The 19,856-nt window shown below is 60.3% G+C and carries 15 protein-coding genes; 4 read left to right on the plus strand and 11 right to left on the minus strand.

All coding sequences use genetic code 11. The annotated features are described in order from the left end of the window. Positions 1 to 128 precede the first annotated feature (128 nt). The 5 genes from CQ012_RS05170 to CQ012_RS05190 form a co-directional block, all read right to left on the minus strand. Positions 129 to 1,445, minus strand: coding sequence for a BtrH N-terminal domain-containing protein (locus CQ012_RS05170; RefSeq protein WP_105657603.1), 1,317 nt, complete (start codon positions 1,443 to 1,445; stop codon positions 129 to 131). A 271-nt stretch (positions 1,446 to 1,716) separates the two neighbouring features. Continuing rightward, positions 1,717 to 2,649, minus strand: a complete 933-nt coding sequence (kce, locus tag CQ012_RS05175) for a 3,5-dioxohexanoate:acetyl-CoA acetone transferase (RefSeq protein WP_181148847.1) — start codon at positions 2,647 to 2,649, stop codon at positions 1,717 to 1,719. Between the two features lie 11 nt (positions 2,650 to 2,660). Continuing rightward, positions 2,661 to 3,446, minus strand: coding sequence for an SDR family oxidoreductase (locus tag CQ012_RS05180; protein ID WP_286134194.1), 786 nt, complete (start codon positions 3,444 to 3,446; stop codon positions 2,661 to 2,663). A 28-nt stretch (positions 3,447 to 3,474) separates the two neighbouring features. Beyond that, on the minus strand, positions 3,475 to 4,797 hold the full coding sequence (locus tag CQ012_RS05185) for an MFS transporter (RefSeq protein ID WP_286134195.1): 1,323 nt from the start codon (positions 4,795 to 4,797) through the stop codon (positions 3,475 to 3,477). Between the two features lie 76 nt (positions 4,798 to 4,873). Further along, complete coding sequence (locus CQ012_RS05190) at positions 4,874 to 5,935, minus strand: LacI family DNA-binding transcriptional regulator (RefSeq protein WP_286134196.1); 1,062 nt, start codon at positions 5,933 to 5,935, stop codon at positions 4,874 to 4,876. 292 nt (positions 5,936 to 6,227) lie between these two features. Between CQ012_RS05190 and CQ012_RS05195 the strand changes: the two genes are divergently transcribed. Beyond that, positions 6,228 to 7,562: a short-chain fatty acid transporter gene (locus CQ012_RS05195; protein WP_105657684.1), complete on the plus strand. Its 1,335-nt coding sequence runs from the start codon at positions 6,228 to 6,230 to the stop codon at positions 7,560 to 7,562. 24 nt (positions 7,563 to 7,586) lie between these two features. After that, positions 7,587 to 8,354 carry an SDR family NAD(P)-dependent oxidoreductase gene (locus CQ012_RS05200; protein WP_105657607.1) on the plus strand — a complete coding sequence of 256 codons (768 nt, stop codon included), beginning with the start codon at positions 7,587 to 7,589 and terminating at the stop codon, positions 8,352 to 8,354. Between the two features lie 81 nt (positions 8,355 to 8,435). Here the strand turns inward: CQ012_RS05200 and guaB are convergent, their stop codons facing one another. After that, positions 8,436 to 9,941 carry an IMP dehydrogenase gene (gene guaB / locus CQ012_RS05205; protein ID WP_105657608.1) on the minus strand — a complete coding sequence of 502 codons (1,506 nt, stop codon included), beginning with the start codon at positions 9,939 to 9,941 and terminating at the stop codon, positions 8,436 to 8,438. 121 nt (positions 9,942 to 10,062) lie between these two features. Further along, positions 10,063 to 12,216 carry an acyltransferase family protein gene (locus CQ012_RS05210; RefSeq protein WP_146112273.1) on the minus strand — a complete coding sequence of 718 codons (2,154 nt, stop codon included), beginning with the start codon at positions 12,214 to 12,216 and terminating at the stop codon, positions 10,063 to 10,065. A gap of 298 nt (positions 12,217 to 12,514) precedes the next feature. Between CQ012_RS05210 and CQ012_RS05215 the strand changes: the two genes are divergently transcribed. Next, positions 12,515 to 13,117: a TetR/AcrR family transcriptional regulator gene (locus CQ012_RS05215; protein WP_286134576.1), complete on the plus strand. Its 603-nt coding sequence runs from the start codon at positions 12,515 to 12,517 to the stop codon at positions 13,115 to 13,117. Positions 13,118 to 13,157: 40 nt separating this feature from the next. Here CQ012_RS05215 and CQ012_RS05220 read toward each other — a convergent pair whose 3' ends face one another. The 4 genes from CQ012_RS05220 to CQ012_RS05235 form a co-directional block, all read right to left on the minus strand. Continuing rightward, the gene (locus CQ012_RS05220; protein WP_105657611.1) at positions 13,158 to 14,159 is read right to left on the minus strand and encodes an NADP-dependent oxidoreductase; all 1,002 of its coding nucleotides are present in this window, start codon (positions 14,157 to 14,159) and stop codon (positions 13,158 to 13,160) included. A 207-nt stretch (positions 14,160 to 14,366) separates the two neighbouring features. Then, positions 14,367 to 15,968 (minus strand): chaperonin GroEL, encoded by a 1,602-nt coding sequence (gene groL, locus CQ012_RS05225; protein WP_105657612.1) that lies wholly within the window; start codon positions 15,966 to 15,968, stop codon positions 14,367 to 14,369. A gap of 33 nt (positions 15,969 to 16,001) precedes the next feature. Next, positions 16,002 to 16,298 carry a co-chaperone GroES gene (groES, locus tag CQ012_RS05230; RefSeq protein WP_105657613.1) on the minus strand — a complete coding sequence of 99 codons (297 nt, stop codon included), beginning with the start codon at positions 16,296 to 16,298 and terminating at the stop codon, positions 16,002 to 16,004. A gap of 204 nt (positions 16,299 to 16,502) precedes the next feature. Beyond that, entirely contained in the window at positions 16,503 to 18,044 is a 1,542-nt protein-coding gene (locus CQ012_RS05235) for an amino acid permease (RefSeq protein ID WP_483561937.1), read from the minus strand. Positions 18,045 to 18,499: 455 nt separating this feature from the next. On the opposite strand from CQ012_RS05235, the gene CQ012_RS05240 reads away from it, so the two are divergent. Next, on the plus strand, positions 18,500 to 19,741 hold the full coding sequence (locus tag CQ012_RS05240; RefSeq protein WP_105657615.1) for a THUMP-like domain-containing protein: 1,242 nt from the start codon (positions 18,500 to 18,502) through the stop codon (positions 19,739 to 19,741). Positions 19,742 to 19,856: the final 115 nt, after the last annotated feature.

Consider the following 19,856-nt stretch of genomic DNA (forward strand, 5'->3'; position numbering starts at 1 on the left):
CATTGGCTTTAGGCGATGTTTCTGCGCTGGCTCTGGTGCATGGGGCCGCAAGTGGCACACCGGGACAACAATGCCCTGCCATCCGGTGAGTAAGATCACCGGATGGCAGGGCCTATGTTGAGCTAGGTTTACCTGGCTGCCTTGGATGCAAGCTTCTTGGCGGTCACGGCCAAGGAGGTGGCGGCTTGCTCTTCATAATCGGCAATGCGCTCAATCGCGTCAGCCAATACGGCGAAGTGCTCAGCACGCTTGGCGAACTCGGTCTCTGGATCAATCAGGTCCGCGAACGCATCCCACTGGGTGGTGAGCTGCTGGTAAGCATCTACGTGAGCTGCCAGCGCCGCCAAGCCTGGAAGTTCCGCCGCTTCCGAAAGGAACTCCGCGTACAGGCCGCGCAACGCGCCCTCGCCGCTGAAACGCGTGTCGGAGAAGAAACCTGCGAGCTGGTCCAAGCCGTTGGCCAGCGCTTGCTGGCTTGCGAAGATCTGGGACCAACCGGTCTTGGACTCGTTATCGCGCAGTCGCGTGGCCAAGGTGCGCATGCCGGTAATGCCGAAGTTCTTGGCAAAGTGCACTGGAACCCCGGAAAGCTCGCTGGTGCCCAGCAGGCGAGCGGTGGTTTCCCCAATCGCCTCGACAGCATTGGCGGCCAGGGTCTCGGCCTTCGGCGAGCGCGAGGACGGGATCCATGCCTGCCAGTGCTTTTCCTTCTTGCGCATCGCACGGGCGATGGCCAGTTCCTTGGGGCTAATAAGGTTCAGCGCACCTGAACCGTCATCTACCATCAGGTCTTTCTTGTGCTCGCCAACGACGACGAGATCCAGGGTCTCGGCCTCATCAACCGTGTTGCCGTCAATCCATGGCAGCGCGCTGATTGCCACGCGAACCACCACGGTGCGGCCTGCGTCCAGGGCAGCGTCCATGTATTCGACAGCGCGTTCGGCTGAGCCGGTGGTACGTTCGGTCACCGTAGCACCGCAACGAGCCAGCAGGTTCTGTGTATAGGGTTCCGGGTTGTGGCGGGTCACCAAGGTTACTGCAGTCTCTTCGCCGCCTTCATGGGTAAAAGCCATGAAGCCGATACCGCCGGCAAGGCCAGCGAGCAATGCCTGGCTCAGCGGTTCGCCGGTGTGCTTGTTGGTGACGCCAGCTTGGACTAGGACTCGGTGCCAGAGCGCAGCATCGTACTGGATGACATCTTTTGGCGCTGGGTACTCAGGCAGTTCGTCAGCTGGCGAAGCAGCCGGAGCGTTCTTGCCTTTCTGCTCCTGCGCCTTGGCCTTTTCGCGTGCTTCCTTGGCGTAGTCGCGTGCGGCGGCAGCGCGAGCGGCCCGAGGGCTTTCAGGCTTGCCGGCCAAGATGTTCTTGCGCGCGGTGGTGTAGCTCTCCCCCGTGCGTTCCATACGCTGTCGGGTTTGCTTCTTCAGGTTGGCTGGCTGGCCCATGTACTGATTGTCCTTCCGTCACCGGCGCATTGGCGCGAGGTTTCCCGCACGCGCAGGGAAGCGCCGCCATCGAACAAGTCTACGTGTCCGCGGCGAGCGAGTCCCGCGATGTTCTAGTGGGATTGGATACGCCACGGCGCGCGCCAATGCGCGGCGTCAAACTGGGACTAGGACAAAACAAGGCTCCATCTATGCCTGCATGGGGCAGGACAGATGGAGCCTCGAGTCTGTTTGATTTTGTGCTGCTATTCAGGCCGAAGGCATTTGGCGCCTAGAAACCGACTTTGTCGCGCCCCTTGAGCTCCAGCATCTCCCGGGCTTCCTCGGGAGTCGCGACCTCGAAATTCAGTGCTTCCAGTATGGTCCGGATACGGGTCACTTGCTCGGCATTGGAAGCGGCGAGCTGCCCCGGTCCGATCCACAAGGAATCTTCCAGCCCAACACGTACATGCGATCCCATGGCCGCTCCAATGGTAGCTAACGGCATCTGGTTCTTGCCTGCACCGAGGATGGACCATTCGTAGTTCTCTCCCAGCAGGCGGTCAGCCGTGCGGCGCATATGCATCAAGTCTTCCGGATGCGCCCCGATGCCGCCGAGCAGACCGAAAACCGACTGCACGAAAAGCGGGCCACGGGCCAGGTCGCGCTGGTGGAAATGACTCAGGTTATTTAGGTGGGAAATGTCGTAGCATTCGAATTCGAACCGGGTGTCATTGGCGTTACCGATTTCCAGGATCCTCTGGATATCGGCAAAGGTGTTCTTGAAGACCAGATCCCGTGAATTTTCCAGGCCTTCTCGTTCCCAATCGTGTTCGAACTCCGTGAACCGGTCCAGCATGGGATACAGTCCGAAGTTCATTGATCCCATATTGAGCGAAGCGAGTTCAGGTTCGAAGGTTGCCACCGGAAGCATGCGTTCTTCGACGGTCATATGCGGGGAGCCACCGGTGGTGATGTTGACGATGGCGTCGGTGCCGTTCTTGAGCTTCTCCAAGATCGGTTCGAAATGCTTGGGATCCTGAGATGGGCGGCCGTCCTTGGGATCACGCGCGTGCATGTGGACTATGGCCGCGCCAGCCTTGGCGGCGCCAAGCGCAGCTTCGGCAATCTCATCGGCGCTCACCGGCAGGTGCGGCGACATGCTGGGGGTATGGATAGCGCCGGTGACAGCGCTGGTAATGATGACTTTTCGCTTGTTTTTCAAAATACGCCTTCCTAGTACAGTTTCTCGGTGTTGCCATCGACTGCCATGGCCTGGCCGTTGATCCGAAGTGCCATCGGGCTGGCCAGGAACACCGCCATATTGGCGATGTCCTCGGCCTCGACCAGCTTGTTGAGCGATGACTGCGCGTGGTACAGATCGGAGACTTCGTCCACCGGACGCTGGAGCATTCGCGCCTTCGCCTCGATGACGGATTGGATGCGCGGGCCATTGACTGCCCCCGGGCAGATGGCATTGACCCTGATTCCTTCACCGCCGAGCTCGATGGCAAGCGTCTTGGTCAGCCCGATCACTGCCCATTTCGATGCCGAGTACGGACTGCGACCTGCCATGCCCAGACGGCCAGCGGCCGAGGACAAGTTGATGATGGATCCGCGGGTGGACTGGCGCAGCAACGGGAGCAAGTGCTTGATGCAGAAGAATTGTCCGTGGACATTAATATCGAAAGTCGTCATCCAATCTTCGGATTCAAGAGTCTCGATAGGCCCGGTAGGACCGGCGATTCCGGCATTGTTCACCAGGACGTCCAGTCCCCCTAGAGACTGCTGGATCTGATCGGGCAATCCACGTACCTGATCTTCATCCGACACGTCGCTCACGGAGGCGGCAAAACCCGCCGACGCGGCGGCACGCACTGCTTCAGGATTGATATCCGTAACGAAGACTTGTGCGCCATGGTTCCTGAACTCTTGAGCGATCGCCAGGCCGATGCCCGCAGCTCCAGCCGTGACGAGAACCCGGAGTCCGTCAAAGTCCATTTTCATGTTATGGGTATTCATTAGAGTTCGTTGCTCCTTAGTTAGATGCCTAGTGGCCGGACACAGCGGCTTTAGCGGGATCCTCGGTGCCTTGCTTGAGCTTGAGAGTGAGCAGTGCGCCAACGGCGCAGATCGCGACAATGAACCAGAGGCCCGACATCTTGCTTCCAGTAGCTTCTTCCATCAGCCCCATGATGTAGGGACCAAGGAATCCGCCGAACAGCCCGACGGTGTTCACGAAAGCAATGCCGCCAGCCAGAGTCGCACCGGAAAGGCGGGTTGCCGGGTAGGTGAACAGGATCGGCTGCAACGCGAAGAAGTTGAACGCGGCTAGCGAGAAGCCGATCAGTCCGAGCACCGGTCCGCCAAGCGCACCGAGGGTGAACCCGGCAACGATGCCGGTCATGGTTGCGCTGGCAACGATCCGCGATCGCGAGCCATTGGTGGCAAGCTTGGGGATCAGCAAGGCGCCTGCGGCAGAGAAGACCCACGGTATCGAGGTGAGCAAGCCGATCTGGATGGTGGATAGCTCCCCGTATGTACCGATGATCGAAGGCAAGAAGAAGCTCAATGCGTAGACTGCGATCTGGTGGGAGAAGTAGATCGCAACGACCAACAGGATCTGCTTGTCCTTGAGAACATGGAGAAGCTTGGAATTTCCAGCAGCCTTCGCGCCGGCGATTTCCTCAGCCGCGATTCGCGCTTCCAAGTCCTCGGCCTCGGCCTGGGTGAGGAATTTAGCTTCGGTGGGCTTGTTGGGCAGGAGTTTCCAAACTGCGATAGCCAAGAAGCACGCTGGCAACCCCTCGATGATGAACATCCACTGCCATCCGTGCAACCCGCCAACGCCGTCCATAGTCAGCAGCAGGCCGCTCAGTGGCGCCCCGATGACGTTCGCCAGGGCTACGCCGAGCAAGAAGAGTCCGTTGGCCCGGGCGCGGTCTTTGACGACAAACCACTGGGTGATGAAGTAGATGACTCCCGGGAATAGGCCCGCCTCAGCGATGCCCAGCAGCATGCGCAGGATATAGAAGGACCACTCCCCCTGGACCAGTGCCATGCAGGCAGACAGGATTCCCCAAGTGATCATGATCCTCATGATCCAGAACCGTGCGCCGACCTTGTGCATGATCAGGTTTGAGGGAATCTCCGAAAGCGCGTAGGTCAAGAAGAACAGCCCGGCACCCACGCCGTACGCTGTAGCCGAGATTCCCAGATCGATTTCCAACCGGTCTTTGGCCATGCCGATATTCGTGCGATCAATGAAAGCCATGACATAGGCTGCGATCAGCAGCGGCATGATGCGCCGGAAAATCAGCTTGTTGAGCATTTCCGGTGAGCGCATCCGACGTGTCGCGTTGGTAGTTTGCACGGTCAGTTCCTTCCGCATGCAGGCATGACGAGTAGAGGGCACCAGGCCCTTGGCTTTGAGAATGTCTAGTGGTGAGCTAGAGGGCAGGCATTCGCCCTGTAGCAGGGCACCCGCAAGTCCTACCGATATGGAGGCTGTGCTCGCAGATCGTGTGCTTGTAGGTGTTCCGCGGCTCGACGATCTGTTCCAGGAGTAGCTCGAAGGACCTTTCCGCCATGTCTTTCACCGGCTGGACAATTGTTGTCAGCCCGATGATTTTCGAGCGGCTGTGCCTGAGTCCGTCACAGCCGACGATCGCGACATCCTGTGGAATGCGCAGGCCCAGCGACAGCGCATGCTCCATGACACCAATGGCAATTTCATCCGATCCGCAGACCACAGCCCGTGGCGGATGCGCCGAGCTGAACAATCTTTTGGCGGCCAGCTGCCCGCCTTCCGAACTGAGCTTGGTACTGATCAGGCGTTCTCCCGCAACCCGGACACCCCTTTGTTGGGCAACCCGGACAAAAGCCTGTTCGCGCAACAAAGACGCAGTAGAGGAACGCGGCCCGATGACAGTGGCCACCTCCGAATAGCCGTGATCCAGAACGTGGGACATGAGTTCCCCCGCAGCCGCGTCGTCATCGATCCCGACGAAATCACCAGGCAGATGCTCGGAATTGCGCGACAGGCAGACATAGGGAATTCGTTTCTGGCGAAAGGTCCTCAGAGAACGCGAATCTTCCTTGATTGCAGCGGCGATAATGACGCCATCAACATTCCGGGCAGCCAGGGTACGAGCAACTTGATCCAGCGCCTCGGGGTCGTCCCCCGTTGTTGCGACAAAGACATCGAACCCGGCCGCGGCGGTGGCATTGATGATGTGCTGTGCCCAGATCGTATACATCTGGTTCACGATGTTCGGCAGCACTAGGCCGACCACGCGGGTCAGAAGCGGGTCCTGCTGCTGCCCATGGTTGGCGGGACGGTAGCCAAGTTCGTTCGCCACCTTCAGCACATGGCGCCGGGTCTCAGGCGAGGCACCGGGTCGACCGTTCATGATGTAGCTGACCGTTGCAGAAGAGACCCCTGCAGCTCGGGCAACAGCAGCAGCAGAGACACGCGCTGGCCGAAGCGATAAATGCGACTGCGTGGTCAACGCGCACCTCCATTGGTGAAATCGGATAAGAACCTGCGAATGCTTGTGATCACCATTACATGGCATGGAAATACGTTAAGCAACATTAAGCTTTAAAAGCTAAATCACCTGAATCACCTTATTCATGCACCTGAAGCACCGGGTGCAACCGGAGATAGGACGCCTAGCCACTTACGATTGCTTAATGCCGAACCGCACTAGTAGCGTCCTCGAAAGGATGTGACGGTAGTCATATTCTTCTCCAGCAAATTGATCGGCCTACTCTTGGAGGTGCACGATGCTCACAACCGCAATGAAGCCTGTGACTCGTCTTGTCGAACGATGGATGCCATCAGCAATGGTATTCGCCGTCCTGCTGACGTTGATCGTGATGCTCATGGCATTGACGATGACCGATTCGTCTCCGATCGCCGTGGTAAACGCTTGGGGCGAAGGATTGACAGGGCTACTGGCCTTCATCACGCAGATGTGCCTGGCCCTGCTCTTCGGGCATGCACTGGCCCATACCCGCCAGGTCCAGGGGGTGCTGTCGAAAGTATCAAGCATTCCAAAGAACGCGGTGCAGGCCTACGCCTGGGTCACCCTGCTGACCTGCTTGGTGTCCTGGGCCCAGTGGAGCCTGGGACTAATCGTCGGAGCGATTCTGGCCAAGAGTATCGCCACCAGCTGCCGCGAACGCGGCATCAAAGTCCACTTCCCTTTGTTGGTCGCTGCCGCCTACACCGGCTTCATTCCCTACCATATGGGATATTCAGGGGCAGCCCCGCTGACTTCGGCCACTCCTGGCAGCTTCATCGAGGAATTCCTGGGTGCTCCGGTCCCGGTCACGGAAACGGTCTTCAGCTGGTGGAATATGACTGGCCTGCTCATCATGATTCCCGCGCTGGTCATCGGCATGGTGATGTCCCGGCCTAAGACCGACGAGGAGATCCTGGAGATCCCGCTCAGCAACCCGGATTCCCAGACGGAGGCCCGTCAAGCTGGGAAACCGGGAAGCCCGGCAGATTGGATTGAATCCAAGCGCTACGTCACGACCGGACTGGGACTACTGCTCAGCGTCTTCATCGTCGGGCACTTCATGCGCCTGGGCTTCGTTTTGACCTTCGACATCGTGAACTGGTCGATGCTCGCGATCATCCTCTTGCTGGTTGACTCCCCTGTAGCGTTGGCCGGGCTGATCAAGAACGCTTCGACAGTCACCGGCGAAGTGCTGCTGCAGTATCCGCTGTACGCCGGCATCCTGGGGATCGTGACAACGACGGGACTGATCACCGTGCTCAGCGATGCGTTCATCTCGATGTCCAACGCGAACTCATTGCCGATTGTCGCCTTCCTCGCCGCCGGCTTGGTAAACATCTTCGTGCCCAGTGGTGGCGGCCAATTCGCCATTCAGGGACCGATTTTCATCGAAGCGGCCAACGCCTTGGGCACGGATCCCGCCTTGATCATCATGGCAATCGGTTACGGCGACACCTGGACCAACATGATCCAGCCGTTCTTCGCATTGCCGATCTTGGCGATCGCGGGGCTCGGAGTGAGATCCATCTTGAAGTACACCTTTGTTTCATTGGTCATCAGCGGTGCGGTATTCCTCTTCATCTTGCTGTTGCCCACCTACATTTTCTAACGAGCACGCAAACAAGGAATTCCCATGAGTCTTGAACAGTTTTCACTGGCCAACCGTCACGTTTTGGTGACCGGAGCTGGCCGCGGCATCGGGCAGGCTATGGCACTGGCAGCCGTCAAAGCCGGCGCACGTGTCAGCGCAGTGTCCCGCACGGAGTCCCAGCTGGAGCAAACACGGCAGCTTGCCGGACTCGATGGGCAACGCCTGCACACCTATACCTGGGATGTAGCGCAAACCGGCAAAGCCAATGAACTTGTAGACCTTGCCGAAGGCAACGGTCCGGTTGATTCCGTGATCCATGCTGCGGGTGTGCAGCTGCGCAAGCAGGCCATCGATTTGGATCCTGAGGAATGGCGATGGGTACAGAAGGTCAATGCCGAAGCCCCTCTGTTCCTCAGCACCGAGATCGCGCGGCGGGAGATCTCCCGCGGCAGCGCGGTCGGAAGCCACGTCTTCCTCTGCTCCCTGGCAAGCACCATTGGGCTGCCCAATGTCGCACCATACGTCATGTCGAAGTCAGCCGTACTCGGAGCTGTCCGCGCGCTGTCCCGGGAATGGTCGCAACAAGGCATCCGCGTGAACGGCATTGCTCCCGGATACGTCCAAACGCAGCTCACTTCAGATCTCCTGGCCAAACCGGCAGACAGAGAACGAATTCTCTCACGGATCCCGATGAATAGGCTGGGGCACACTGATGACTTTGCCGGACCGGTGGTTTTCTTGCTTTCGGAAGCATCCCGGTACATCACTGGACAGATGCTCAACGTCGACGGTGGCTGGCTGGCCTCCTGAATCAGCTAGCAGAGATGCGAAAAACCCCATCACCTCTGGCAATGCGCCAGTGGTGATGGGGTTTTCCGCATCAGATGAGCCTTAGCGCGAACGGTAGTTCGGTGCCTCAACGGTCATCATGATGTCGTGCGGGTGCGATTCCTTCAGGCCTGCTGCGGTGATGCGGACGAACTTGCCGCGTGCCTTCAGCTCGGGAACGGTGCGTCCGCCAACGTAGAACATGGTCTGGCGCAGGCCGCCCACGAGCTGGTGGGTGACAGCCGACAGCGGGCCGCGGTAAGGGACCTGGCCTTCGATGCCTTCAGGGATCAGCTTCTCGTTCGATGGCGCGTCAGCCTGGAAGTAGCGGTCCTTGGAGTACGAGGTGTTCTTGCCACGGGTTTCCATTGCGCCCAGCGAGCCCATGCCGCGGTAGGCCTTGAACTGCTTGCCGCCCATGAAGACCAGATCGCCTGGGGACTCAGCGGTACCTGCCAGCAGGGAGCCGAGCATGACCGAGTCGGCGCCGGCCACCAGGGCCTTGCCGATATCGCCCGAGTGCTGCAGGCCGCCGTCAGCGATCAATGGAACGCCAGCTGGAATAGCTGCCTTGGCTGCTTCGTAGATAGCGGTAACCTGGGGAACGCCCACGCCGGCAACGATGCGGGTGGTGCAGATGGAGCCCGGGCCAACGCCGACCTTGATGGCGTCAGCGCCAGCATCGATCAGTGCCTTGGCACCGTCATAGGTGGCTGCCTGGCCGCCGATGATGTCCACGTGCGCAGCCGCTGGATCCTTCTTCAGGCGTGCAATCATCTCCAGCACGCCCTGCGAGTGGCCATTGGCGGTGTCGACAACCAGTGCGTCAACGCCGGCGTCGATCAGGGTCATGGCACGCTCGTAGCCTTCGCCGAAGAATCCAACAGCAGCTGCAACACGCAGACGGCCTTCGTCGTCCTTGGTCGCCAGAGGATACTGCTCGGCCTTGTCGAAGTCCTTGACGGTGATCAAGCCGGTGAGCTTGCCGTCGTTATCGATGAGTGGAAGCTTCTCGATGCGGTTCTTGGACAGGAGCTCGATTACCTTCTCTGGAGCTACACCGTCATGAGCGGTCACCAGCGGCATGCCGGTCATCACTTCGTAGACCTTGGTGGTCATGTAGCGTTCGCGAGGAACAAAGCGGGTGTCGCGGTTGGTGATGATGCCCAACAGCTTGCGGTTCTCATCTACCACTGGCAGACCGGAGACGCGGTACTGAGCGCACAGCTCATCCCATTCAGCCAAGGTGGCACCCGGGTGCACGGTGACTGGGTCGGTGATCATGCCCGACTCGCTGCGCTTAACCTGGTCAACCTGCTTGGCCTGGGACTCAATGGAAAGGTTGCGGTGGATCACGCCGATACCGCCCTGGCGTGCCAGCGCGATTGCCATGGGTGCTTCGGTCACCGTGTCCATTGCAGCGGAGCTGATGGGCACCTGGATGTTGATGCGCTTGGTGAAGCGGGTGGTGGTGTCCGCCTCCGAAGGAATCACATCCGTCGGGCCAGGCAACAGCAGAACGTCGTCGTAGGTGAGTCCTTCAAAGGCAAAGGGGTTGAACTCAGTCACGGGGGAACCTTTCGGGGCGACAGCGGAGGTTGATTAAATGGTAGAGCTCTTTTGGCGTTCCGGTTATTCCTTCGTGGCGCACTGTGTTCAACCTCATGCCCCATCCCGCATCAGGGGTGACTTATTCCCAGTTTGTTGCTTCCTTGAAAGAAGAAGCGAACTGGCGCTTGGCACTGAGCACGAAGGTCTTGGACAGGTGCGAATCATCCAGGTACGTCAAGACGTTGCCAATGACAGCTTTGCAGACCCCCTCGGGGCAGAGCAACCCCGTCATGTCCAGGGAAACAACCTGGTCGCCATAATCATTGGAATCCAGGAATTGCTCCACTGGATTCACGCTGTTCAATGCGTAGCCGGCCGAACCATCGCAGTTGGCAGGGAGTCCCTTGTTCGAATCCACGCATTCCGGAATGGAGTAGGTATAGCGCGGGGTATCGCGCATCGCGATGACCCGGCTTCCGGCATCGAGCAGCGGCTGGATCATCTCGGCGTAGTTGTCCACCAGGATCTCCTGCTCCCCCGGGCTGCGAAGCATGTCATCAGGGTCCGCTACGGTCTTGCTGGCCGTGGTCAGCACCATCTGCGGAGCCAGGTCCGCTACATATTCCTGCGCCGCGTCCTGGAAGCCGGAGCAGGCTTCTTCCCCGCGGTCCGCATCGGAGCCGTAGCGGCAACCCGGTTCGTACACCAGGATCCAGCTGCCGCCAGCTTCCTCGATCATTGCCGAAGCCGCCGCGGACCAGTGCTGCATGTGCGAATCGCCCAGCAGTACCAGGTCCGGCGCTCCCCCGTCGAAAGTGCCGCCCTGCTCGCAGAAGTGGATGCGCTCGTCATCTGGAGCGTTCGCCCCTTCGCAGACATCGCCGGGAGTCTGCCATTCGCTATCCAGTTCGGTCGCCAGCGGCAGGGTCAAAGCCGCAGGTGACGGATCCCAGTCATCTTCGGCGTTGGCCCCGGGGTTGTCGGTGGCGGTCTGCGCCGCGGCCATGGCCCTGCGGTGCTCGACGTTGTTCTCCCAGGCCATCACCGGAAGGCTGGCTACGCCAAGCCCCACAGCGACCACGGCAAACTGGGCAATGAGCTTGAACCCGGTTTGCGGAATCAGGCGCGAGAAGCTGGCACTGGCTTGCCAGGCGATGGCCGGTTTCTCGACGAACTTGGTGGTGGCCCATGAAGCGAGGATCGAGGCAAGAATCAAGACACTGCCGGCAGCGAAGGAGGCCTTCTCGTTCCCGGAGACCTCAAGGTAGAAGACCAGCAACGGCCAGTGCCACAGGTACATGCCGTAGGACAGGTCGCCCAGCTTTACCAGCGGGGGCAAGGAAAGCAGGCCCGACGGGTTGGCCCAGCTGCGCGGTGCCGGAGCCGAGATCACCAAGGCGGCGGCGACCGTGGGCACCAAAGCCATGAAGCCCGGGAACTGCCCCTGCACATCCAGTACGGCGCCACTGCCTATGACGGTGGCCAGGCCGGCCCAGCCTCCGATGCGGCGGATCTTCTCGGGCAGGCTGGAGAGCCACGGCAATGCCAAGGCGAGCAGCGAACCGAGGGCGAATTCCCATAGGCGCGCGCCCGTGTGGAAGTAGGCCACCTGCTGGTTGGTGGCGGTGATGTGAATGGAATACGCGAGCGAGCCGAGGAAGATGGCTCCGAAGGCGCCGCCTGCTACGGCGGCGAAGCTGTGCCGGGAGAAGAGCTTCTTCCAGAGCAGTGCGCTGCCGGCAAGAACCAGCGGCCAGATGATGAAGATCTGTCCCTGGACAGACAGGGACCAGAAGTGCTGCAGCGGCGAGGCGGCGGCTGTGTTGAAGGCGTAGTAGTCCACCTGGTGATCCGAGAGGTACCAGTTCTGCCAGTAGAACAGCGCGGCATTGGACTGGTCGATCAGCTCCAGCCAGCGCGTACTAGGCAGGATGATCCATGCCGCGATGACCACGCCAATGATGACTACCGCCGCTTGCGGTATCAGGCGCGAGAATCGATGCAGCCAGCCGTCGAGCAGAGGCGGGCGCTGCCCGCGGGCGATGCGCCGTGCGGTGGAAGAAGTGAGGAAGAAGGCGGAGAGCATCAAGAAGATGTCCACACCGCCGGAGACCCGGGAGAACCAGATGTGATAGCACATCACCAGCAGGACTGCGAGGGCGCGAAGTCCCTGCAAATCAACTCGGAAACCGGCACGCTGGGTGCTTGTCCGAGACTGATCCAACGTATGGCTCACTGGCTGCGCTTTCTTCGGGGACAGGTAATTGTCCTCGGCGTTTTCTACTTGATTCACGTCAGACAACCAACCATCTTATCAATTCGCCATGGCCACACCGTGCGAGTTGACGCTGCTGCCGCTGTAAAGCAGCGTATATAGATTGACCGTATTGGCCTGACCTGCTCAGGATTAGCTGTCGAAATTCGAGAACTGGCGCAAAGTTCCACGGCGGTTTGCCGCCCAGCCATCGTCGGCACGGCGGCAAATTGTTGCTTGGCCAGGTGAGCGAAGTCAATCCGCGCATTCTGAAACAACAGCTTTCTTGATTAGACTCATGAATAACTCTGATCAGTTCTAGCCGAGGGGCTCCCGGGTGACGTCTTCAACTCCTATGCCAGGACGACGCGAACGCAACAAGCAGGCGAAGCTTGAACGGATCATCTCCGCGGCCAGCGAACTCTTCGCGGCACACGGTGTCGATGAGGTCACCACGCAGCAGATCGCCGACGCGGCGGATATCGGAACCGGAACCCTTTTCCTCTACGCCAAGTCCAAATCCGAGCTGCTGCTCATGGTGCAGACCCACCGCTACGAACGCTCCTTGGAGCAAGGCATCGAGGCCTCTAAATCAGCAAAGACCGCGCTGGAGGCAACCATGGCCCTTTTGGTACCGATCATCGACTGCAATCGGAAGCATGTCGACAACGGGCGCTTTTATCTGCGCGAAATGGTTTTTGGCGATTCGGCGGAACCGCATCATGCCGAAGCCCTGCGCATAGCGGCGTTGACCGAACAGGCGATTGCCGAGCTCCTGGGCACGCATAGGAATCTGGAGGCGCCGGAGGCAGCCACGATTGCGCGGGCCATCACTTCCATCCAGTTCCTGGCGATGGCTACTGCTGCGGACCCGGCACTGGCCACAGCTGAAGTCGCCCGGGGCATCCGCGCTCAGATTGCTGCAATCCTCCCCCACTGACGAGCAAAGCGCGCCCACCGCCCAGGCGAACGCGCTCGCTTTACTTCTGCTGCATGGTGATGACGGTCTTGCCGCGCCGGCCACCAGCCTCCATCGATTCAAGGGCCTCTGCAGTTTGCGCAAAACCGAAGACCTGGCCCACCACGGGCGTCAGGACCCCGGAGTCCACCAGTTCGGCAATGCCTCGCAGCTGCTGGCCGCTGGGCTTCATGAAGAGGAACTCGTACCCGACACCCAGCTTCTTGGCCTTCTTGAGAACTGACCGGCTTAGCGCGCGGACCGCCAAGCCCATCACCGGATTCAGCCCTGCTTCCTTGGCGAATGCCGGAGTCGGCGGACCCGAGATGCCGATGACCTTCCCTCCAGGGCGCAGAACTCCCAGCGACTTGGCAAGCGTTTCGCCGCCCAGGCTGTCAAGCACCAGGTCATAGCCCGAGATACTTACCTGGAAATCCTCGGTCTTGTAGTCGATGACTTCATCGGCTCCGAGATCCTGCAAGAATTCGGCGTTCGTCGCCGACGCTGTTGTCGCGACGTAAGCGCCCAGGTGCTTGGCCAGCTGGATGGCGATGGTTCCGACGCCGCCAGCGCCAGCGTGGATGAGTACTCGCTGCCCCGGCTGCAGATTTCCCCGCTCAACTAGTACCTGCCACGCAGTCAGTGCAACCAGGGGCAGCGAGGCCGCTTGCACCAGGTCGATGGAGACAGGTGCCTTCGCAATATCCATTTCATTCACGGCCATGCGCTGGGCGAAAGCTCCGATCCGATGATCTCGAGGGCGGGCAAAAATCTGGTCCCCTACCGTAAAGCCGCGGACTCCTGAGCCGAGCCCGATCACGGTCCCTGCGACGTCGTGGCCGAGAACCAGCGGCATCTTGTAGGGCAGGATTGCCTTGAATTCGCCTGCGCGGATCTTCTCGTCAAGCTGGTTGACGCCAGCGGCCGCAATCTCGATGAGTACCTCCCGCTCCCCCAACTCAGGTTCAGCGACCTCGGCCTGCACCAGGGCACCCTTGTAGTTTTCGAGAACGAACGCGTGCATGGAAGATCTCCTGTACGGATATGAAATGGGCATCAATCTTTGACTGAGTTCAATTATGAGCGCACTCATTTATCGTGTCAATGAGCTGGGTCACCCCGGGTGGATCGTTTTCTGAGAACAAAAAGCCGCCGCTGGATCCAGGAGATAAATCCTGGATCCAACGGCGGCTTTCGCTCACGAAGCAATGCTTCGGTGACGGGCTAAACCCTAGTGGCCGTGCGCCTCTTCAGCTTCTTCAGCCTTCTCTGCCACCAAGGTCTCGGTGGTCAGAACCAAGGCCGCGATCGATGCTGCGTTGCGCAGTGCCGAGCGGGTTACCTTGACTGGGTCGATGACGCCTGCGTGCAGCAGGTTCTCGTAGACACCGGTCTTGGCGTTGAAGCCTTCGTTGGCTGGGGACTCCGCCACCTTGGAAGCAACTACCGCACCGTCGAAGCCGGCGTTGGTAGCGATCCAGAAGAGCGGCTGCACCAGCGCGCGGCGGACAATCGCAACGCCTGCTGCTACGTCGCCTTCGGTGGCTGCGATGCGGGCATCGGTATCCAGCGAAGCCAGCGCGTCGACCAGGGCGGTACCGCCGCCGGCAACGATGCCCTCTTCCAGGGCAGCACGGGTGGAGGACACAGCATCCTCGATGCGGTGCTTGCGTTCCTTCAGCTCGACCTCGGTGGAAGCGCCCACCTTGATCACGCCGATGCCGCCGGACAGCTTGGCCAGGCGCTCGGACAGCTTCTCGCGGTCCCACTCCGAATCGGTGCGGTTCAGCTCAGCCTTCAGCTGGGCTACGCGCTCTGCGACATCTTCCTCGGTGCCAGCGCCATCAACGATGGTGGTGGAATCCTTGGTGATGGTCACGCGGCGTGCCGAGCCGAGTACCTCGGTGCCAACCTGGTCCAGGGACAGGCCCAGTTCCGGGGAGACAACCTGGGCACCGGTGAGGATAGCCAGATCCTGCATCATTGCCTTGCGGCGGTCGCCGAAGCCTGGAGCCTTGACGGCTACCACGTTCAGCAGGCCTCGCAGCTTGTTGACCACCAGAGTGGAAAGGGCTTCGCCCTCGACATCCTCGGCGATGATCAGCAGCGGCTTCTTCGCTTCCAGGACCTTTTCCAGCAGTGGCAGGAATTCTGCCACGGTGGAGATCTTGGCTGGGTTGATCAGGATCAGTGCGTCTTCCAGGACAACTTCCTGGCGCTCCTGGTCGGTGATGAACTGTGGCGAGAGGTAGCCCTTGTCGAACTGCATGCCTTCGGTCAGGACCAGCTCGGTAGCGGTAGTCGAGGACTCCTCGATGGTGATCACGCCATCGGTGCCCACGGTCTTGAAGGCCTTGGCCAGCAATTCGCCGATTTCATCCGACTGCGCGGAGATCGCGGCTACGTTAGCAACCTTGTCCTCTACGGCAACGGCGTTAGCGGCCAATGCGTCCGAAACGATCTCCACAGCCAGTTCAATGCCCTTGCGGACATCGCCCGGAGCGGCGCCTGCGGCGACGTTCTTCAGGCCTTCCTTGACCAGGGCCTGAGCGAGCACGGTGGCGGTGGTGGTGCCGTCGCCTGCTACGTCATTGGTCTTGGTGGCTACTTCCTTGGCCAGCTGCGCGCCAAGGTTCTCGTATGGATCTTCCAGATCGATCTCACGCGCAATGGTGACACCGTCATTGGTGATGGTCGGGGCGCCCCAGGTCTTGGCAAGCACCACATTGCGGCCGAGTGGGCCGAGGGTGACCTTCACCGTGTTTGCGAGCTTATCAATGCCCGCTTCGAGGGCGCGTCGCGCTTCCTCGTTGAATGCTAGCTGCTTAGCCATGCATTTTCTCCTGAAACTTTAGAGAGGTTGGCGTTACTTTACGACGACTGCCAGTACGTCGCGAGCCGAGAGCACCAGGTACTCTTCGTTGCCGACCTTGACCTCGGTTCCGCCGTACTTCGAGTACAGGACTACGTCGCCTTCTGAAACGTCCAGGGGAATGCGGTTGCCGTTGTCATCGATGCGGCCTGGGCCTACGGCGACTACGGCGCCTTCCTGTGGCTTTTCCTTAGCGGAGTCTGGGATGACCAGGCCCGAAGCGGTGGTGGTTACGGCTTCGACCTGCTTGATGACAATGCGGTCTTCGAGCGGCTTGATGGAGACAGACATGGTCTCTCCTTTTCGTGTATGAACCAATGGTTGTAGGGGTGCGCCCTATGGCATTGGACCAACCGTCGTCGCGGTGCCAGTTGGTGGTATCCAGTCAGGCGGTGTGTAACGCTGCAAGCTGCAGATGCAACTTCCATCGTGACACCCACACATGACTTTAGGACGAGCTTTAGCACTCGGTCAAGGCGAGTGCTAATCATTGCCCTACTTCTTCACACCGGTTCGCGCAGAGCGCACAGCCGCAGACTCTTCGATATCCTCCGGAGCGTCCAGATCCATCTCGGTGAGCTTGACCATCTTGGACTTGGTCACCATGCGGTGCACCAGCCACAGTCCGAGGAACAGCGGCAGCCCGATATAGGCCGAGAGCACTTCCAGCCCGTGGCCGGCCAGCACCGCTTGGTAGTTCTGACCGACGATCACGGCAATCAGCATCAGGAAGGCCACGATGGGTCCTAGCGGGAAGAGCGGGGCCAAGTAGGGCAGGTCCTTCACGCTGTAGCCCTGGGCGAGATAACCGCGGCGGAAGCGGTAGTGGGATACGGCAATACCCACCCAGACGATGAACCCGCACAGCCCCGAGACATTCAGCAGCCAGGTATAGGCCGCACCCTGGCCCACCAGGGCGGTGAGGAACCCGAAGAGGCCTACCGCAGCGGTGGCCAGCAGAGCCATGATCGGCACGCCGCGGGAGTTGGTGCGCCCGAAGATCTTCGGAGCCTTGCCATCGTGGGCCATGGAGTAGAGCATGCGGGTTGAGGCGTAGAGCCCCGAGTTGCCAGCCGAGAGGATGGCGGTGAGAATGACCGCGTTCATGGCAGCAGCAGCAAAAGCGATGCCGGCCCGCTCGAAGACCAGGGTGAAGGGCGAGGAAGCCACGTCGGCTTCGCCGCTGGCCAGCAGGCTCGGGTCGGTGAGCGGAATCAGGCAGCCGATGATGAAGATGGCACCGATGTAGAAGAGCATGATGCGCCAGAACACCCGGCGGATGGCCTTGGGCACTTCGCGGCGCGGATCCTTGGCTTCGCCTGCGGCGACACCCACCAGCTCGGTGCCCTGGAAGGAGAATCCGGCAATCATGAAGACCGAGACGATGGACAGCCAGCCGCCATGGAAGACATCCTTGCCTTCGCGCCAGTTGGCCAGCGGATCGGTGTGCGCGCCGAGCACCCCGAAGATCATCAGCACGCCGGCGGCCAGGAAGGCGATGACGGTGACCACCTTGATCATGGCCAGCCAGAACTCGCCTTCGCCGAAGGCCTTGGCGGACAAAGCATTCAAGGCGGTCAAGGCCACCAGGAAAGAGCCGGCCCAGACCCAACCGGGGACATCAGGCAACCAGAAGCTCATCACGATGCCAGCGGCCACCAGTTCCGCTGCAACAGTGATGGCCCAGTTGAACCAGTAGTTCCAGCCGATGGCGAAGCCGAAGGAGGGGGAAACGAAGCGGGTAGCGAAGGTCTGGAAGGATCCGGCCACCGGGATCTTCGCGGTCATCTCGCCCAGGGACTGCATGAGCAGGTACACCATGAGACCCACCGCGGCGTAGGCCAGCAGCGCGCCGCCGGGACCCGCCTGGGCAATAGTGCCGCCGGAGGCCACGAACAGCCCGGTGCCGATGGAACCGCCAATGGCGATCATCTGCAGGTGGCGGCTGCTCATGCCGCGCTTAAGCTGGTTCTGCACCAGGGGTGCGGGATCCACGGCCTTTGGACCGGTTGTCGACGTCACTGTCGTTCGCTGCATAGGTTTCATCACAGGTGCCATACAACACCAGTTCCACAGGGGAATGCGACGTGGATCACTTCATGTCTTGCGGAGGACATGCAGCCGCTTGCAGCAAGCGGGGCAACTTGGTCCAGCGAACCGCTTCCTAGTGGCGGAGAACTGTAAAACAGCGATAGGGCTACTCGTTAGCCAGACGATCCAATTAGCAACAAGCATTACTCTCTCTAACCAAATCAATGCCCATGAGATAGCGATACTTAGTCTTTTGGTTTCAGGGCTTCACATCTCCCGGCTTCGAACTGCTCTTGGCGCAACTGCTGGGCGCCCGGATCCCGGAGCTTGGCGGAGCCCGCTTGGCGATTCTGTGAATTCTGAATGTGACGCGTTTTTGTCACATAGATCACTGGCCCTGCGGGCTGGGCACACCGAGAGGGCCAGTCTGTTCCAAGACGCATCAACGATAGTCTTGGATCATGGCCCAGGCTTCAAATGACTCAACGCTCAATGAACAATTCGCCGCCCTGCTTTCGGAAGACGGCTGGAAGCTGCTTTCCACCATCGACCCGTCCATGGTGGCCACCAAGGATGCTGCTTGGTCGCTGAATGAGAAGCTGCGCAAGGAAGGCCACGACGCCCAGGTGGTTCGCGCCGTCATGGCGCAGGCCGAGCTGCGTTTCCGGGCGAGGGTGAAATTCGGCCCCTTTGCAGACTCGTTGATCTTGACCCCGGCCGGACTGGAGCAGGCCACGCGCCTGACCATCGCCGGGCTGCATGCCCGCCGCTACACCAATGCCGGTTCCACCCACGTCGCAGACCTCGGATGCGGCATCGGCACCGACTCCATTGCGCTGGCCAGCGCTGGCCTGCAGGTCACCGCAGTAGAGATGGATGAAACCACCGCGGCAGCCACAACCTTGAACCTGATGCCCTTCGACAATGCCACCGTGATCCACGGCAGCGCCGAGGACACCGATCTGACCGGGATTGACGGCGTCTGGCTGGATCCAGCCCGGCGTACCGACGTGAAGGGAAGCACCCGCCGACTCTTCGACCCCGAGGCGTTTTCCCCGCCCCTGTCTTTCGTGGAGAAGCTGGTGGACTCCGGGCTGGACGTCGGAGTGAAACTCGGTCCGGGCCTGCCCCATGAAGCGATTCCGGTGAACGCCGAGGCTGTCTGGATTTCGGACCACGGCTCGGTCATCGAGGCCTGCCTCTGGTTCGGCAAGCTCAAGCGCAAGGACATCGCCCGTGCCGCGCTGGTCATCGACAAGGACGGCGCCCACGAGTTGGCCAGTGCAGCAGCCGCGGCAAATGACCAGCCGGCCCCGGTAGGCGAACTGGAAGCGCACATCTACGAACCCGATGGCGCAGTGATCCGTTCCCACCTGATCTCGACCTTGCTGGAGCGCACTGGCGGCCACCTGCTCGATGAGCACATCGCCTACTTCACCCATGACCAGCAGATTTCCACGCCGTTTGCCCGCGGCTACAAAGTCATGGCAGTGCATGACTACAACGTGAAGAAGCTGCGCAGCTGGGTGAAATCCAACGGCATCGGCACATTGGATATCAAGAAGCGCGGAGTCGACGTCACGCCCGAAGAATTGCGCCGCATTTTGCTGGCAGGCTCCCCCAAGAGCGCCAAGAACAAGGCAACGCTGATCCTGGCTCGCCTCGGCGACAAACGCGTAGCTTTCGAGGTCATCCCGCACTAGTCTGGGGTGACGCAGGTCCCACCGGAGCATTGTCCCGGCAGGAGCGGCGCAATACATACAATGAGTATGGAGAAACATCGAGGAATCGGTGGACGCTCCATCCACTTTGTTCGGC

Origin of the sequence: Arthrobacter sp. MYb214, assembly GCF_002979865.1 — a bacterium.
Taxonomy (GTDB): Bacteria; Actinomycetota; Actinomycetes; order Actinomycetales; family Micrococcaceae; genus Glutamicibacter.

Excerpts from the sequence above, each read along its gene's own strand:
- CQ012_RS05235 (WP_483561937.1), bottom strand. The coding sequence starts at position 18,044 with ATGCAGCGAACGACAGTGACGTCGACAACCGGTCCAAAGGCCGTGGAT.
- CQ012_RS05195 (WP_105657684.1), top strand. The coding sequence starts at position 6,228 with ATGAAGCCTGTGACTCGTCTTGTCGAACGATGGATGCCATCAGCAATG.
- CQ012_RS05220 (WP_105657611.1), bottom strand. The coding sequence starts at position 14,159 with ATGCACGCGTTCGTTCTCGAAAACTACAAGGGTGCCCTGGTGCAGGCC.
- CQ012_RS05240 (WP_105657615.1), top strand. The coding sequence starts at position 18,500 with ATGGCCCAGGCTTCAAATGACTCAACGCTCAATGAACAATTCGCCGCC.
- groL (WP_105657612.1), bottom strand. The coding sequence starts at position 15,968 with ATGGCTAAGCAGCTAGCATTCAACGAGGAAGCGCGACGCGCCCTCGAA.
- CQ012_RS05200 (WP_105657607.1), top strand. The coding sequence starts at position 7,587 with ATGAGTCTTGAACAGTTTTCACTGGCCAACCGTCACGTTTTGGTGACC.
- CQ012_RS05170 (WP_105657603.1), bottom strand. The coding sequence starts at position 1,445 with ATGGGCCAGCCAGCCAACCTGAAGAAGCAAACCCGACAGCGTATGGAA.
- CQ012_RS05180 (WP_286134194.1), bottom strand. The coding sequence starts at position 3,446 with ATGAATACCCATAACATGAAAATGGACTTTGACGGACTCCGGGTTCTC.
- groES (WP_105657613.1), bottom strand. The coding sequence starts at position 16,298 with ATGTCTGTCTCCATCAAGCCGCTCGAAGACCGCATTGTCATCAAGCAG.